The following is a 16,554-nucleotide window of genomic DNA, read 5'->3' on the forward strand; positions in this document are numbered from 1 at the left end:
ATCGCCCTTCATGCGGCCGCGCCGACCGGCCTGCGCTTTGCGCGGGAAGGTCGGCGCGGTTTTCGCATGTGCGCCCCGAGCCGGCCGCAAGGCGCCCCCTGCCGCTTTGCCGCGCACTTTACCGTATAATCAGTACCCCCTTCCCGTTTGCCATCGATGCCAATGAACCAGCCCGTGTCCCTGTCCCGCCCCATCTCCCAGACCGAAGCGCGACTGCGCGACATCCTGTCGCGTCGCATCATGTTCCTCGATGGCGCGATGGGCACGATCATCCAGCAATACAAGCTCGATGAAGCGGCATATCGCGGCGAACGCTTTGCCACGTTCGCGGCACCGGCCGACAGCGGTGCACGCGAGCTGTTCGTGAAAGGGAACAACGAGCTGCTCAATCTCACGCAGCCGCACATCATCCAGGAAATCCACGAGCGCTACCTGGCGGCCGGTGCCGATCTCATTGAAACCAACACCTTCGGCGCCACCGGCATCGCGCAGGACGATTACCACATGGCCCATCTCGTGCGCGAGATGAACCTGCAGGCCGCGAAGCTGGCCCGCGCGGCGGTGGACAAGTACAGCACGCCGGACAAGCCGCGCTTCGTGGCCGGCGCGCTGGGCCCGACGCCGAAGACGGCATCGATCTCGCCGGACGTCAATGACCCGGCGGCCCGCAACGTGACGTTCGACCAGCTGGTCGCGTCGTATTACGAGCAGCTCGGTGCGCTGGTCGAGGGCGGCATCGACGTGGTGCTGGTGGAAACCATCTTCGACACGCTGAACTGCAAGGCGGCACTGTTCGCGATCGACCAGTATTTCGATGACCACCCGGAGCAGGAGCGGCTGCCGCTGATGATCTCCGGCACCGTGACCGATGCTTCGGGCCGCATCCTGTCCGGCCAGACCGTGCCGGCCTTCTGGAATTCGGTGCGCCACGCGAAGCCGCTGACCATCGGCCTGAACTGCGCGCTGGGCGCGGCGCTGATGCGCCCCTATGCCGAGGAGCTGTCGCAGATCGCCGATACCTTCGTGTGCATCTACCCGAACGCCGGCCTGCCCAACCCGATGAGCGACACCGGCTTCGACGAACTGCCGGCCGACACGTCGGCCCTGCTGCAGGAATTCGCCGGCGCCGGCTTCATCAACATGGCCGGCGGCTGCTGCGGCACCACGCCGGACCACATCGCCGCCATCGTCGACCTGCTCAAGGACATGAAGCCACGCACGCTGCCGCGTATCCCGGTCGCGCAGCGCCTGTCCGGCCTGGAGCCGTTCACGATCGACGACGACTCGCTGTTCGTCAACGTGGGCGAGCGCACCAACGTCACGGGCTCCAAGGCGTTCGCGCGGATGATCCTGAACGAGCAGTACGACGAAGCGCTGTCCGTCGCGCGCCAGCAGGTGGAGAACGGCGCCCAGGTCATCGACATCAACATGGACGAGGCGATGCTCGATTCGCAGGCGGCCATGACGCGCTTCCTGAACCTGATCGCCTCGGAGCCGGACATCTCGCGCGTGCCGATCATGATCGACTCATCGAAATGGTCGGTCATCGAAGCCGGCCTGAAATGCGTGCAGGGCAAGTCGATCGTCAACTCGATCTCGATGAAGGAAGGCGAGGCCGAGTTCATCCGCCAGGCGCGCCTGTGCCGCCGCTATGGCGCCGCCGTGATCGTGATGGCGTTCGATGAAACGGGCCAAGCCGACACGTTCGAGCGCAAGATCGAGATCTGCGAGCGCGCCTACAAGGTGCTGACGGAAAAAGTGGGCTTCCCGGCTGAAGACATCATCTTCGACCCGAACATCTTCGCCGTGGCAACCGGCATCGATGAGCACAACAACTACGCGGTCGACTTCATCAATGCCACGCGCTGGATCCGCGACAACCTGCCGCACGCGAAGATTTCCGGCGGCGTGTCGAACGTGTCGTTCTCGTTCCGCGGCAACGACCCGGCGCGCGAGGCGATCCACACCGTGTTCCTGTACCACGCGATCAAGGCCGGCATGACGATGGGCATCGTCAACGCGGGCATGGTCGGCGTGTACGACGACCTGCCGGCCGAACTGAAGGAGCGCGTGGAGGACGTGGTACTGAACCGCCGCCCCGACGCGACGGAACGCATGATCGAAATCGCCGGCACGCTGAAGGCCGGCGGCAAGCAGCAGGAAGCGAACCTCGAATGGCGCGAAGCGCCGGTGGAAAAGCGCCTGGCGCACGCGCTGGTGCACGGCATCACGCAGTGGATCACCGAAGATACCGAGGAGATGCGCCAGCAGGTGTTCAACAGCGGCGGCCGCCCGATCAACGTGATCGAAGGCCCGCTGATGGATGGCATGAACATCGTTGGCGACCTGTTCGGCCAGGGCAAGATGTTCCTGCCGCAGGTGGTGAAATCGGCCCGCGTGATGAAGCAGGCCGTGGCCCACCTGATCCCGTACATCGAGGAAGAAAAACTCGCCGAGGAAAAACGCACCGGCATCGTGGCGAAACCAAAGGGCAAGATCGTCATCGCCACCGTGAAGGGCGACGTGCACGACATCGGCAAGAACATCGTTTCGGTCGTCCTGCAATGCAATAACTTCGAAGTGGTGAACATGGGCGTGATGGTGCCCGCGTCCGAGATCCTGGCGCGCGCCAAGGTGGAGAACGCCGACATCATCGGCCTTTCGGGCCTGATCACGCCATCGCTCGAAGAAATGGCGCATGTGGCCAAGGAAATGCAGCGCGACGAGCACTTCCGCATGCTGAAGATCCCGCTGCTGATCGGCGGCGCCACCACGAGCCGCGCGCACACCGCCGTGAAGATCGCCCACAACTACGACGGCCCGGTCGTGTATGTACCGGACGCATCGCGCTCCGTCTCGGTGGCGCAGTCGCTGCTGACGCCCGAGGCGCGCGACCGCTATGTGCAGGAACTCGATACCGACTATGCCCGCATCCGCGAACAGCACGCGAACAAGAAGGCGCTGCCGACGGTGACGCTGGCCGCCGCCCGCGCGAACAAGGCGAAACTGGACTTTGCACCGGTCAGGCCCAAGTTCGTGGGCCGCCGCCTGTTCCGCAACGTCGACCTCGCGCTGATCGCGCAATACATCGACTGGGGCCCGTTCTTCCAGACCTGGGACCTGGCCGGCCCGTTCCCGGCGATCCTTACCGATGAAGTCGTGGGCGAGGCGGCCACCAAGGTCTTCGAAGAAGGCCAGGCGCTGCTCAAGCGCATCATCGAAGGCCGCTGGCTGACGGCCAACGGCACGGTTGCCCTGCTGCCCGCCAACAGCGTGAACGACGACGACATCGAGGTCTACACGGACGAGACGCGCAGCGAGGTGGCATTCACGTACTACGGCCTGCGCCAGCAGGGCGTGAAGCCGGTGATCGACGGCGTGCAGCGCCCGAACCAGTGCCTGGCCGACTTCATCGCCCCGAAGGCGTCCGGCGTGAAGGACTACCTCGGCATGTTCGCGGTGACGGCCGGGCTGGGCATCGAAAAGTACGAGAAGCGCTTCGAGGATGCGCATGACGATTACTCGTCGATCATGCTGAAATCGCTGGCCGACCGGCTGGCCGAAGCGTTCGCGGAATACCTGCACGAGCGCGTGCGCAAGGACCTGTGGGGCTACGCGGCGGACGAGCGGCTGACCAACGAGCAGATGATCCGCGAGGAATACACCGGCATCCGCCCCGCGCCGGGCTACCCGGCCTGCCCGGAACACACGGTGAAAGCCGACCTGTTCCGCGTGACGGGCGCCGAGGAGATCGGCATGGAGCTGACCGAATCGTTCGCCATGTTCCCCGGTGCCGCCGTGGCCGGCTTCTATTTCGCCCATCCCCAGTCGAAGTACTTCACGGTCGGCAAGATCAACGAAGACCAGCTGGACGATATGGCAAAGCGCCGCGACGTGTCGAAGGCACAGCTGGAAAGCTGGCTGGCGCCGAACCTGTAAGCCGGCACGGCCCGCCGCCCGCGCGGCCTGGCGGGAGCGCCCGCCACGGGTCCATTCATGGCGCGTGGTTACGCCCTTCAGGCTTCGCTGGCGCGGGCCTTGAACCGCCATGCGGCCACCAGGCCGAACAGCACGGCAAAGCCCAGCTGCACGCCGGCGCAGCGCAACGCCGCTTCCATGCCCAGGCCACGCCACGTGACCGCGTCGAGGCCGTCGATCGCCCAGCGCGCCGGCATCATCAGCGAAGCCTGTTGCAGCCATTCAGGGAAGATGAATGACGGCACCCAGGCACCACCCAGCATCACGATCATCAGCGTGGCAAACGTGGCGATGCCGCGCGTCGCTTCCGGCGTGCGGCCCAGCGCGGCGACCAGGATGCCGAACGTGGCCGTCATCAGCGCGAATCCCAGTGTCACGAGCATGAAGCCCAGCGGATTCGTGATCGTCACGCCGAAAAGCACCACCGCGCAAAGGAAGATCGTCACCAGCAATACCGCCGCGATGATCGTACCGGACAGCAGCCGCGACAGCAGCACCTGCCCCTGCGTGACGGGTGCGGCGAGCAAGCGGCTCCAGATGCCGGTGCGGCGCGCCGTCAGCAGGCCGATGCCCCAGTCCACGCCCATGAACAGGATGAATTGCACGCCCATGCCGGCAAACGAGTGGGCGTAGGCATCATAGGCCGGGCCGGCGCTGACGGCCTTCTCGCGCGTGGCGAACGGCTTGCCGGCCCCGGGCGGCAGGGCCACTCCGGGGCCGGCGGCGCGCGCGAACACCTGCGCATTCAGGTGCTGCATGACATGGTGCATCAGCAAGCCTTTCACCATCGCCAGCACGGTCGCATGCGATGGATCGTACAGCAGCGGCAACTCCGGCACGCCGCCCGCTCCGGCCAGCGCACCGGCCGCCGCGTCGCCGAACCCCGCCGGGATCACGATGGCCACGGTCACCTTCCCGGCGGCCACCCTCCCCCGTGCGTCATCGAGCGGCAGCACCTGCACGCGCAGGTTCGGATCGGCTTTCAGGCTCGCCGTCACCTGCGTGGCCAGGCTTGACCGGTCCTGCTGCACGACGGCGATGTCGATCTTGCCCCCCTGCCCATTGCCGGCACCGCCGAACAGCGAGCCGAAGAACGCGGCCACGATGACCGGTACCAGCAGGTGGATCACCAGCGCGCGCCGGTCGTTGATGTAGAGGAGCAGGTCCTTGCGGATCAGGGCGAGGATGGCGGTCATGGTCGTCGTTTCAGTCGCGCAGCGAGCGGCCGGTGAGGTCGAGGAACACATCCTCGAGGCGGGCGCGGGCGGTGGCGAAGTGCACCGGCACCTGCCCCCGGTCGCGCAGCCAGTCGAGCACGGCGATTGCCTGGGTGCCGTCTTCGAGCCGCACGTCCCAAGCCAGGCTTTCGCCCGAGACGCCGGCAATACCGGGCAACCGGGCGAGCCCGGCGGCCAGTTCGCCGGACAGCGGCGCCGCCAGTTCGACGTGCAGCGCGGCGCGCGCCGGCAACCGCGCGTACAGCTCCGCCGGGTTTGCGTCCGCCAGTACCTTGCCATGGTCGATGATGACGATATGGTCGGCCAGCCGTTCCACTTCTTCCATGTAGTGGCTGGTATAGACGAGCGCCATCCCGCTGCCCTGCAGTGCCGCCAGCGTTTCAAAGATCGCGTTGCGGCTTTGCGGGTCGACACCGACGGTCGGCTCGTCGAGGATCAGCAGCGCGGGTTCGTGCAGCAGTGCCGCGGCGATGTTCAGGCGCCGCTTCATGCCGCCCGAAAAGGTCAATGGCTTGTCGCGTGCGCGGTCGGCCAGGCCCACGAGTTCGAGCACCGCCGCGCAGCGCCCTGCCAGCGCGGCGTTCTTCAGGCCATACAGCGCGCCGAACAGCTTCAGGTTCTCGATGGCCGGCAGGTCGTCGTACAGCGCCAGGTCTTGCGGCACCAGCCCGATGCGGCGCCGCGTGGCATGGCCACGCGTGCCCACGGCCGCGCCATCGAGCAGCACAGTGCCGGCGTCGGCATCGAGGATGCCCGAGATGATGCCGACGATCGTCGATTTGCCTGCGCCGTTCGGCCCCAGCAGCCCAACCGTCTGGCCGCGCCGCACATGGAACGACACGCCGTCCACCGCCTGCCGCCGGCCATAAGCCTTGGCCAGGTCACGTACATCCAGCAATACGTCCCGCATCGATTCAGATCGCGTAGCGCACCACGTTGTCGCTCCACTCGTAGGCGGACATTTCCAGCTCCACCAGTTCATCGGTGGACATTTCCAGGTCGAGCAGGGCCGGCATGATTTCGTCTTCCAGGTCTTCGATGCGCTCGATGCATTCGGCCAGTTTCAGCAGTTCGCCAAAGAAGCCGCTGCGGTAGAGCAGCGCCTCGGCCACTTCGTCGCTGACGGCGATCTGTGTCAGCAGCTCGGCCATCGGGATCGAGAACAGCGTATCCATCAGCGACATGATGCCGACCGTGAAGGCGATATCGGCCACATGGCGGTGGGCCGGCCGCAGCTTGTGCGCCAGCAGTTCCAGCAACCGGCCGCGCGTGGTGGCCAGCATCAGCAGCGGGGTCTGGCTGCCGCCACGCTTGCCCGGCTCCGCATACAGCATGATCTGCAGCCAGCGCTGCAGCTGGCGGCGGCCAAGGATCGTCACGGCCTGGCTCAGCGAATCGATGCGCTGGCGTGCGCCCACCGCCGGCGTGTTCACGAGACGCAGCAGGTTCATCGCCAGCGACGCGTCGCGCTTGATCGCCCGTTCGATCTCGATATTGTCGGCGTCCGACACCACCAGCGTCATCAGCTCCATCACCGCCAGCTGCGATGGCGACAGTTTCTTGCCGCTCAGGATGATCGGCCGGGCGAAATAATAGCCCTGGAAATAATCAAAGCCCAGGTTCAGGCAGGCCGCGAATTCCTCGCGCGTTTCCACTTTTTCCGCGACGAGCTGCTTGCCGTCGCCCTTCAGCTGGCGCGCCAGCGGGGCCAGCATGTCCGGCCGCGCCCCGTCGTCCATCCCGCGCATGCTGAGCTTGACGAACTGCGTCATCGGCAACATGGCCTGCAACTGTGCGCTGTCGCCGCGCACATCGTCGAGTGCGAACTGGAAACCGTGGCTGGCCAGGTCGGCCATCCGCGCCAGCACGGCGGGCGTGGCCTGCAGGGTCTCGACGATTTCCAGCACGATTTTTTCCCGGGGCAGGAAACCGAAGATATCGCTGTTCAATGCCTGCTCGTCGACATTGACGAAGCCCAGGCCGTCGCCGATCACCTTTTCCACGCCCAGCTGGGAGGCATGGGCGATCACGGCCGCGGTGGCGGAAAGTTCGCTGGTGTCGATGTGCGCCGGCCCGACCGGACCGTTACGGAACAGCAGCTCGTAGCCGAACAGCGCGCCACCGCGGTCGAGGATGGGCTGGCGGCCGAGGTAGAACTCGCGCACGCGCAGGGAGCGGGACAGGTTGGAGCCGGACAGGTCGATCATGGGAAAACGTTCTCTCGATTTTTAATTATTCTGACATTCCCGGCGTGGCCGTTGGTGGAAATATGTTTTTCTGAGGTAATCCGTCCACAAAACACTGCATTTCCCCTGCTGCGCATGCCGTCCAGCGCTCGTTCGTCGTCAACGGCTGCGTAACGATGATGGCCACGCGGTCGTGGGGCGTCGTCACTTGCGAGAAGTCGACACGCACGTCCTCGTCGGACAGGATCGCCGTCTCGAACGGGTGCTGGCGCACGAGCCAGAACAGCTTGGTGGAGCAATGGGAAAACAGTGCCGAGCCATCGGACAGCATCATGTTGAACGTGCCGTGCGCGGCAATGCGGGGCACCAGTTCGCCGAGCGCCGCGCCGAGATCGGCCAGCGCGGGGCGCACGTCGCCGAACCGGCTGCGCAATTCCTGCAGCAGCCAGCAGAACGCACGCTCGCTGTCGGTGGTGCCCACGGGCCGGTAAGGGCCATCCAGCACGGGATTGAATTGCTTCAGGTCGCCGTTATGGGCGAATACCCAGTAGCGACCCCACAGCTCGCGCATGAACGGATGGCAGTTCTCGAGCGCCACCTCGCCCTGCGTTGCCTTGCGGATGTGCGCGATGACGTTGCGCGACTTGATCGGGTAGGTCTTGATCAGCGTGGCCACCGGCGAATCGACGGCCGGCTGGTGATCGACGAAATGGCGCACACCGGCGCCTTCGAAAAATGCGATGCCCCAGCCATCGTGGTGGACATCGGTGCGGCCGCCGCGCAGGGCGAAGCCGGTAAAACTGAACACAATGTCGGTCGGCACATTGCAGTTCATTCCCAGGAGTTGGCACATGGTATACGTGATAAGGTATTGCCGACCGTCACCTTACCACACGTGCGCCACTGGAAGATCCGGGCGCGCGGATCGCGTGTGGCTCAGTACGCGTTAATGCAGCAATACGGGCTGGCTCATCAGCGAATCGTAGTTGCCGAGGAATTCGTCGATTTCCTCCATCGTGGGTTCATTGGCGATGAGCTGGTTGACGTCGCGCCGGAAGTTTTGCGCCAGTACACCGGCAATGAAGATTTCGCGCTTGCCGCCCTTGTCGACGATTTCGTAGCCACCGAAGCGCAAGGATTCGAGATCGCGATCGGGTCCGAACTCGACGACGCTGTACTGCTCGCTGTTATAGATGAGGTTCATGTCGCTTCCTTCTCTCAAGGACGAAACCGGCGGGTTCCGTATTGTTGGCTTTCCATTTCACTTTCGAGGTGGGGCTGTGACAGCCCATTTCAAGAGGCGAGCCGGCGAAGTCAGGAAGCGAGGGCGGGTGCCGCGACGTCGTCGCAGAGGGACAGCAGCGCATCGTAGGGCGGCGCCGACAACATCGCGCGCAACTGTCCGACATGGGTGGCATCAGCCAGGCTGATAAAGAGCTGCGCCGGCGGGCGCCGCAAGAGACGATTCAATGTAACACGCAACACCACGTTACCGGCGCAGCATAGGCAGCCGGGAGCGATGCGGTGCAATGCCACGTGCGGACATTCGGCAAGCGGGGAATGCGGGTCGGCCAGGCCTTCGATGATGACGGCCACCGGGGCGGATGCCGGATCAGGCGCCGGCAGGCGCGCCGCAATCGCGGTTTCGCGATCGACGGCGCGCTGGCCGGTCACCAGTGTGGTGATGACGGGGGGCGGCAACTCAGACTTGCTGGTTTTTCTTGGCGAGCTTGCCCGGCTCCACGCCCAGCTGCTTCAGCTTGCGGTACAGGTGGGTGCGCTCCAGGCCCGTTTTCTCGGCCACGCGCGTCATGCTGCCGCCTTCACGCCCGAGGTGGTGTTCGAAGTACATGCGTTCGAATGCATCGCGCGCCTCGCGCAGCGGCAGGTCGAACGACAGGCTGAACATATGGCCTTCGCCACCGCCACGCGCCACGGCGATGCCATGCGCGCCCTGGGGTGGCGCCGGCTGCACGCCGAAGCTGGGCGGCGCCGCCTCCTCGACGGGCGGCAGGGCCGCTGGCCGCTGCGCCATCACGGGCGCGCGCACCACTTCCTGGCCGCGCGCCAGGCCCGCCTGCACGGCCTTCAGCAACTTCTGCATTGCAATCGGCTTTTCCAGGAAGTTCAGCGCGCCGATACGGGTGGCCTCGACCGCGGTATCGATCGTCGCGTGGCCGGACATCATAATCACCGGCATCGTCAGCAAGCCGTCGCGCTGCCATTCCTTCAGCAACGTGACGCCGTCCGTATCCGGCATCCAGATGTCGAGCAGGACCAGATCGGGCGCCCCGGCCGCGCGGGCCTGGCGGGCCTGCTGGGCGTTTTCCGCCAGCGTCACCGCATGCCCTTCGTCCCCGAGGATTTCCGAGAGCAGTTCCCGGATACCCATTTCATCATCAACTACGAGAATGTTTGCCATCTATCCCTGCCCTTCTTTTCTTTTTCGCCGGTTGTCCGGCGTTGTGCTGGTCGTGACAACGATTTTATGTGTCCTTCAATATTATGCCAACTGCACCGGTGCCAACTTTAACAGCAAAATCAGTACCGAAGCGCCACAACCGTCCGGATGGTTCTGGATGTCGATCCGCCCCCCATGCTCGTCGACGATCTTTTTCACCATGGCCAGGCCCAGGCCAGTGCCGCGCGCTTTCGACGTCACGTAGGGTTCGAACGCGCGGGCCAGGATCTTCGGCGCGAAGCCGGGCCCATTGTCGGAAATCGACAGGCGCACCGCGATCCGCGTGCCGCCATCCGCGCTCTGGTAGTGGATCGCCTCGGTGACGACGTCCACGCGCGGCGCGCGCTTGCCTTCGGCCGGCGTTCCCTCCGCCCCTTCGGGCAGGTCGGCCAGCGCATCCTGGGCATTCTGCAGCAGGTTGTGGATCACCTGCCGCAGCTGCGTTTCGTCGCCCATCACCATCGGCAGGTAGGGCGCCAGGTGTGGGTGGATGATGTCGTTGCCGTCGCCGGCCACGTACAGGTGCAGGATTTCTTCCACCAGCTCGTTCAGGTCGAGCGGCCCGAGCTGGGCCGGCGGGGTGCGTGCATAGTCGCGGAAATCGTCGACCATCCGCTTCATCGCCGCCACCTGGTTGACGATCGTGGTAGTGCTCTTGTTCAGCAATTCCACGTCGGTTGGCGCCAGCTTGCTCTCGAGCTTCATCTGCAGCCGTTCGGCCGACAGCTGGATCGGCGTCAGCGGGTTCTTGATCTCGTGCGCCAGCCGGCGCGCGACCTCGCCCCAGGCGATCGAGCGCTGGGCCGAGATCACGTCGGTGATGTCGTCGAACACCACGATGTAGCCGCCACCGCCTTCGAGCGGCAGGCGCGAGCCCCGCGTCAGCAGGATCAGGTCATTGTCGTCCGGATTGCTGGCCAGGCGCGGGATTTCGATCTGGCGCTGCCAGTGCAGGCGCTGCACGTTGCGGCCGGCCGCCGACTGGGCGCTCTGGGCGGAAAACGCGGCAATCACGGCGGCGGCGAATTCGTGCATGCCATCCACGTCGGCCAGCGGCTTGCCGATCAGCGTCACGCCGGCCTTCTGCAGGATCCGTTCGACCGAGTCGTTGCACGTGACAAGCCGGAATTCGCTGTCCAGCACCATCACGCCGGCCGACATATTGGCCAGCACCGATTCCAGGTGGGCCTTGGCATTCTGCAGCGCGATGCGGTTGCGTTCGACCGCGCTGCGCGCCTCGGAAAGCTGGCGCGTCATCGTGTTGAAACTCTGGGTCAGCGTGCCCAGCTCGTCGGAACTGGCGACGATGGGGCGCGGCGACAGGTCGCCCTCGGCCACCGCGCGGGTGCCTTCGGCCAGCAGCAGCAGCGGTTGCGCCAGGTCGTTCGCGATCAGGAATGCCGCCGCGATCGCGCCGAACACGGCCAGCAGCAGGGTCAGGGTCAGCGTCTCGATGTACATCCGCCGCAAGCTGTTGCGGGCGACGTAGCGTTCCTTGTATTCGCTGTACGCGGTGCGCAGCATCTCGCCGTCGTTGGCCAGTTGCGGCGAAACGGCCTGGATGATCTGCAGGTAGCGCGGCGCCAGCCGCCCGCCGGAAGGCTGCACCGGATCGGGCACCGGCATCAGCACGCGCAGGCGCAGCACATTGTTGGGGTCCGGCGGGGCCGCGGCCGCGCGCTCGTCGCGCGCTTCGCTGCCGCCTTCGGGCACGGCATACGGCGGCTCTTCCTGCGCCTTGGCCATCATCGCGGCGGTCGGCAGGTCGCCGGACAGGTTGATGCGGCGCTCGCCGACGGCCGAAACGATCAGCCCTCCCTCGGCATCGACGATGATCGCGCTCTGCACGCGCGGATGTTCCTTGACGAAGCGCGCCAGCGCCGAGGGCGCGGCATAGAACGGCAGCGAGGCAAGTTCCTGGGCCGTCTTGTCCACCTCGCCCTTCAGCTCCACCAGCGACGCGTCGAGCGCCGAGCGGCCCAGGTCCAGGCCCGCCTCCAGCGCTTCCTCGACGCGCACGTTGAACCATGACTCGATCGAATGCGACACGAACTGCACGGACACGAGGAAGATCACGAGCCCCGGCAACACGCCGATGGCGGCGAACAGCATTACCAGCCGCGTCATCAGGCGCGAGCCGAACTTGCCGCTCTTGTAGCGGGAATACAGGCGGAACAGGGAAACGCCGACCAGCAGCAGCAATGCCACGGCGACGGCGGCATTCAGGCCCAGCAGCCAGGAATAATAACGGTCGAAGAAACCGGAACTGTCGGAAGCGGACGCCAGCAGGAACAGCAAGATGCTGCACACGGCCCCTGCAACGACGAACAGATACCGCAAGGTCTGGGTCACTTACTCCGCCCTGTACTGGAAGGTTCTCTTTTGCGAAGCCAGGTTCCAGTCGCGGTTGTTGAAGGCATTGAGCTGGATCGGCTTGGGCAGGTAGTCGCGGTCCATGCCCATGCTGAGGGTGACGTTATAGATTTCGCCCACCTTCAGCGCGCCCCGCGGGGCCACGACCCAGCGCGTGGGGCGCCGGATGAAAAACAGGGCATCTTCCAGGGAATCGAAATTCTGCCGCACGCTGCCTTCGATCTGCACGTGGTACTGGCGCGTCAGCACATTGTACCAAAGCTTGTGGGTGCGTCTGGCGGTCACGGCCTTCTCGTCGAACCAGTACCAGCGCGGCCGGGTGAACGTGATCTGCGTGGCGAAATTCACGGGCACGCCGTATTGCAGCGCGTCTTCCAGGCCGTGGTTCAGGTCGAACGAGTACGCGGCGGACAGGCGGTAGCCCTCTTCCGCCGCTTCGATGTAGGCACGGGTGATTTCGACGGTTCCTTCGGCGGCGCGCGCCGCCTGCGGCAGGGCGCAGGCCAGCATCAGCAGCATTTGCCAGCAGAGGAATCGAACGAATCTGGGGATCACTTGCGCTTGGGTTGGTGCTTTAGTTGGTTAAGGCCGAAAACAGGGGCTAAAAGCCGGAAGCCAAGCCGGGAGCCAGTCAGCCAGGCGCCAAAGAGCCTGGACTGGCCGGAAATTCCACGCGCCACCGGAATCATGCATCCTTCGAATCGTGCCTCCTTCGAACCAGACTATGCATCCTTGCGGAACAACGCGTAAAACAATCCATCGTGATCCTGTTCGGCCCCACCCGCGGGCAGCAGCTGACCGGGCGCATCGAGTCGCGTGGCGCGATTGCGCACCGCGAAAGCGGCCGCCTGCGCCTCGGATTCCTGCGGCCACAACGAACATGTCACGAACAGCAATTTACCATTGGGCCGCAGCATCTGCCAAAGATTGTCGAGAATTTGCCCGGAAAGTGTTGCAAGTTGGAGCGTATCGCCCTTGCGGCGCAGCCAGCGGATATCCGGATGGCGGCGCACGATGCCCGAGGCCGTGCACGGCACGTCGGCCAGGATGCGGTCGAAAGGCTGGCCGTCCCACCACTCGCGGCCCTGGGCTGCGGCCGCCTGCAGCGTGGCCGACAGTTGCAGCCGGTCCAGGTTCTCGCGCACGCGCGCCAGCCGCTGCGGGTCCACGTCCAGCGCCGTCAGGTCGGCATCGGCCAGCTCCAGGATATGGCCGGTCTTGCCGCCGGGCGCGGCGCAGGCATCCAGCACGCGCATGCCGTCCTGGACATCGAGCAGCTGCGCGGCAAGCTGGGCGCCGGCATCCTGTACCGACACGAGGCCGGCATCGAACCCGGGAATCAGGTGCACGCCCATCGGCTTGTCGAGGCGCACCGCGTGCTCGCCGATGCGGCGCGCGCCGATGCCGGCCTGCGCGAGTAACTCCAGGTAAGCATCGACAGTGCCCTTGCGGGTATTCACGCGCAGCGTCAGCGGTGGCGCCACGTTGCCGGCCGCGAGTACCTGCTCCCATTCCTGCGGATACGCGGTGATGGCGGCATCGATCCACCACTGCGGGTAGTTCCACTGCGCCACCGGCTGCTGCAGCACATCGGCCAGCAGCGCCTGCTGTTCGCGCAGGAAGCGGCGCAGCAGCGCATTGACCATGCCTTTCGCGCGCGCCGTATCGGGGTGCGAACCGGCCGCGGTCACGGCCTGGTCGACGACGGTGAAGGCTTCGTAGGGCGCCGGCCCGTCTTCGCCCGCCCCCATCAGCGGCAGCGCGGCGGCCAGCAGCGCCCCCACCAGCGGATCGGGTGCCTTCGGCGCCATCGCGGCCACCAATGCATCGCTGCGGCCAAGCTGGCGCATCGCGCGGTAAGCCACGTCCTGGATGGCACCGCGCGCCTGCGGCGTGGTGGCAGGGTTGGCGAACACGCCGGCCAGTGCCTGCGGCAGCGCCATACCGCCGCGCACCTGGACCACGGCGGTCGCCGCGCCCAGCAGCGCAAAGGCCAGCGAATCGGACTTCAGCTCGGCCTGGAATTCCGTTTGCAGCCGCGGCTTGAGGTCGCGGTGGTGGCTGGCGCGCGGGCCGGGTGGCGCTTCCGGACGGGGCCGCGGCCGCGGCGGCTCGGCCGGGCGCGGCGCGGACTTGCGCTCCGCACCCCTGGCGCGGGTGCCTTCCCAGGGGCTCGATGCCGGCCGCTGCTGAGCCGCCGGCGTGGCTGGCGTGGCTGGCGTGGCTGGCTTTGCGGCTGGCTTTGCGGCTGGCTTTGCAGCAGGTGCCGACGACGGCTTTACCGCGGGCTTTGCGGCGGGCTTCGCTGCCCCGGTGGCGTTGGCCGGCGCCGGTTTGCGGGCGGCCGGCTTTTTGGTGGCCGGGGCTGGCTTGCTCTTCAGCGACAGCGTCGGGCGCTTGTTCATCGTGTTCTTTCGTGGTGCTCTGTCAAGGGCAGGATTGTAGCAGTGCGGCGCGGCCCGCCGCGCCACTTGTCATTTATCAAAGGGGAACGCAAACCGGTATAATGTCCGATCTTCGAGACGCGTTCTGCGCGTTTTTTACACCGATTTACTTCCGTTCAGATCCGTACGAATCCGCCCATGCTCGCCCAACAAAAACAACAGATCGCCGCCCTGTTCCAGGCCGCCCTCGCCCCCCTGCTGGAAGGCACTTCCGTGACCGCCAACGTGGTGCTCGAGCGCCCGCGCGACCCGGCGCATGGCGACGTTGCCTGCAACATCGCCATGCAACTGGCGAAGCAGCTGAAAATGAACCCGCGCGAACTGGCCACGAAAATCGTCGCCGCGCTGCTGGAAAATCCCGATGGCAAAGGGCTGGTCGCCTCGGCGGACATCGCCGGCCCCGGCTTCATCAACCTGCGCGTGGCCGACGCCGCCAAGCAGGCCATCGTCCGGACCGTGCTGGCGCAAGGCGCTGCCTATGGCCGCGGCGAAGCAGGCACCGGCAAGAGCGTGATCATCGAATTCGTGTCGGCCAACCCGACCGGGCCGCTGCACGTGGGCCACGGCCGCCAGGCGGCGCTGGGCGATGCGCTGTCGGCGCTGTTCGAGGCGCAGGGCTTCGGCGTGACGCGCGAGTTCTATTACAACGATGCCGGCGTGCAGATTCACACGCTGGCCACCTCCACGCAGGCGCGTGCGCGCGGCCTGAAGCCGGGCGACGCCGGCTGGCCCGAATCGGCCTATAACGGCGACTACATCGCCGACATCGCCGCCGACTTCCTGGCGAAAAAGACAGTGTCCGCCAGCGATGGCGCGCCGGTCACCGGTTCCGGCGACGTGGAAGACCTGGAATCGATCCGCGCGTTTGCCGTGACCTACCTGCGCAACGAGCAGGATATCGACCTGCAGGCGTTCGGCGTGAAGTTCGACAATTACTACCTGGAGTCCTCGCTGTACAAGGACGGCAAGGTGGAAGCGGCGGTCGGCGCGCTGGTGGCGAACGGCCACACGTACGAGGATGGCGGTGCGCTGTGGCTGCGCACCACTGACTACGGCGACGACAAGGACCGCGTGATGCGCAAGACCGACGGCACGTTCACGTACTTCGTGCCGGACGTGGCTTACCATATCGTCAAGTTCCAGCGCGGCTTCACGCAGGCGATCAACGTGCAGGGCTCCGACCACCACGGCACCATTGCGCGCGTGCGCGCCGGCCTGCAGGCGGTGGGCCTGGGCATCCCGCAGGGCTACCCCGACTACGTGCTGCACAAGATGGTCACCGTCATGAAGGATGGCGCCGAAGTAAAGATCTCCAAGCGCGCCGGCTCCTATGTCACGGTGCGCGACCTGATCGAATGGTCGGGCGGCGGCGACATCGCCAAGGGCCGCGATGCCGTGCGCTTCTTCCTCATCTCGCGCAAGGCCGATACGGAGTTCGTATTCGACGTGGACGTGGCGCTGAAGACTTCCGACGAGAACCCGGTGTATTACGTGCAGTACGCGCATGCGCGCATCTGCTCCGCGCTGGCCAACTGGGGCGGCGACGAGGCGCAACTGGCCGGCGTCGACCTGTCGCTGCTGACGGCGCCGCACGAGGCCAGCCTGCTGGCCAAGCTGGCCGAGTACCCGGAAATGCTGCAGCGCGCCCAGGCCGAGCTGGGCCCGCACCAGGTCGCGTTCTACCTGCGCGAGCTGGCCGGCGAACTGCACAGCTATTACTTCGCCCACAAGTGGCTGCTCGATGACGACGAGGCATTGAAGCTGGCCCGCCTGGCGCTGGCGGTGGCGACCCGCCAGGTGCTGCGCAACGGCCTGGCGCTGATCGGCGTATCCGCGCCGGAGAAAATGTAAGACGACTGAAAGGACTTCCCGCA

General features: G+C 65.8%; 12 protein-coding genes. 2 read left to right on the plus strand and 10 right to left on the minus strand.

Annotated elements, in window-relative coordinates:
• Positions 1-192 precede the first annotated feature (192 nt).
• Positions 193-3,939 (plus strand): methionine synthase, encoded by a 3,747-nt coding sequence (metH, locus tag EWM63_RS08895; RefSeq protein ID WP_371861239.1) that lies wholly within the window; start codon positions 193-195, stop codon positions 3,937-3,939.
• Positions 3,940-4,016: 77 nt separating this feature from the next.
• Here metH and EWM63_RS08900 read toward each other — a convergent pair whose 3' ends face one another.
• From EWM63_RS08900 to rsmB, 10 genes are all read right to left on the minus strand, one after another.
• Entirely contained in the window at positions 4,017-5,174 is a 1,158-nt protein-coding gene (locus tag EWM63_RS08900; protein ID WP_130186211.1) for an ABC transporter permease, read from the minus strand.
• A gap of 10 nt (positions 5,175-5,184) precedes the next feature.
• Entirely contained in the window at positions 5,185-6,114 is a 930-nt protein-coding gene (locus EWM63_RS08905) for an ABC transporter ATP-binding protein (protein ID WP_229487817.1), read from the minus strand.
• A gap of 16 nt (positions 6,115-6,130) precedes the next feature.
• Complete coding sequence (locus tag EWM63_RS08910) at positions 6,131-7,423, minus strand: EAL and HDOD domain-containing protein (protein WP_130186213.1); 1,293 nt, start codon at positions 7,421-7,423, stop codon at positions 6,131-6,133.
• A 25-nt stretch (positions 7,424-7,448) separates the two neighbouring features.
• Complete coding sequence (locus EWM63_RS08915) at positions 7,449-8,255, minus strand: class II glutamine amidotransferase (protein ID WP_130186214.1); 807 nt, start codon at positions 8,253-8,255, stop codon at positions 7,449-7,451.
• 93 nt (positions 8,256-8,348) lie between these two features.
• Complete coding sequence (locus tag EWM63_RS08920; protein ID WP_130186215.1) at positions 8,349-8,606, minus strand: BTH_I0359 family protein; 258 nt, start codon at positions 8,604-8,606, stop codon at positions 8,349-8,351.
• Positions 8,607-8,716: 110 nt separating this feature from the next.
• Positions 8,717-9,103, minus strand: a complete 387-nt coding sequence (locus tag EWM63_RS08925) for a GTPase (protein ID WP_130186216.1) — start codon at positions 9,101-9,103, stop codon at positions 8,717-8,719.
• Position 9,104: 1 nt separating this feature from the next.
• Positions 9,105-9,824: a response regulator gene (locus EWM63_RS08930; protein WP_130186217.1), complete on the minus strand. Its 720-nt coding sequence runs from the start codon at positions 9,822-9,824 to the stop codon at positions 9,105-9,107.
• Positions 9,825-9,905: 81 nt separating this feature from the next.
• Positions 9,906-12,215, minus strand: a complete 2,310-nt coding sequence (locus tag EWM63_RS08935; RefSeq protein ID WP_130186218.1) for a sensor histidine kinase — start codon at positions 12,213-12,215, stop codon at positions 9,906-9,908.
• Positions 12,216-12,755, minus strand: a complete 540-nt coding sequence (locus tag EWM63_RS08940; protein ID WP_229487818.1) for a DUF4390 domain-containing protein — start codon at positions 12,753-12,755, stop codon at positions 12,216-12,218.
• Positions 12,756-12,958: 203 nt separating this feature from the next.
• Positions 12,959-14,272: a 16S rRNA (cytosine(967)-C(5))-methyltransferase RsmB gene (gene rsmB / locus EWM63_RS08945; protein WP_229487936.1), complete on the minus strand. Its 1,314-nt coding sequence runs from the start codon at positions 14,270-14,272 to the stop codon at positions 12,959-12,961.
• Positions 14,273-14,818: 546 nt separating this feature from the next.
• Between rsmB and argS the strand changes: the two genes are divergently transcribed.
• A complete protein-coding gene (gene argS, locus EWM63_RS08950) occupies positions 14,819-16,531 on the plus strand; it encodes an arginine--tRNA ligase (RefSeq protein WP_130186220.1) in 1,713 nt (570 codons plus the stop codon).
• Positions 16,532-16,554: the final 23 nt, after the last annotated feature.

Origin of the sequence: Pseudoduganella lutea (assembly GCF_004209755.1) — a bacterium.
In the GTDB taxonomy this organism is placed as follows: domain Bacteria; phylum Pseudomonadota; class Gammaproteobacteria; order Burkholderiales; family Burkholderiaceae_D; genus Rugamonas; species Rugamonas lutea.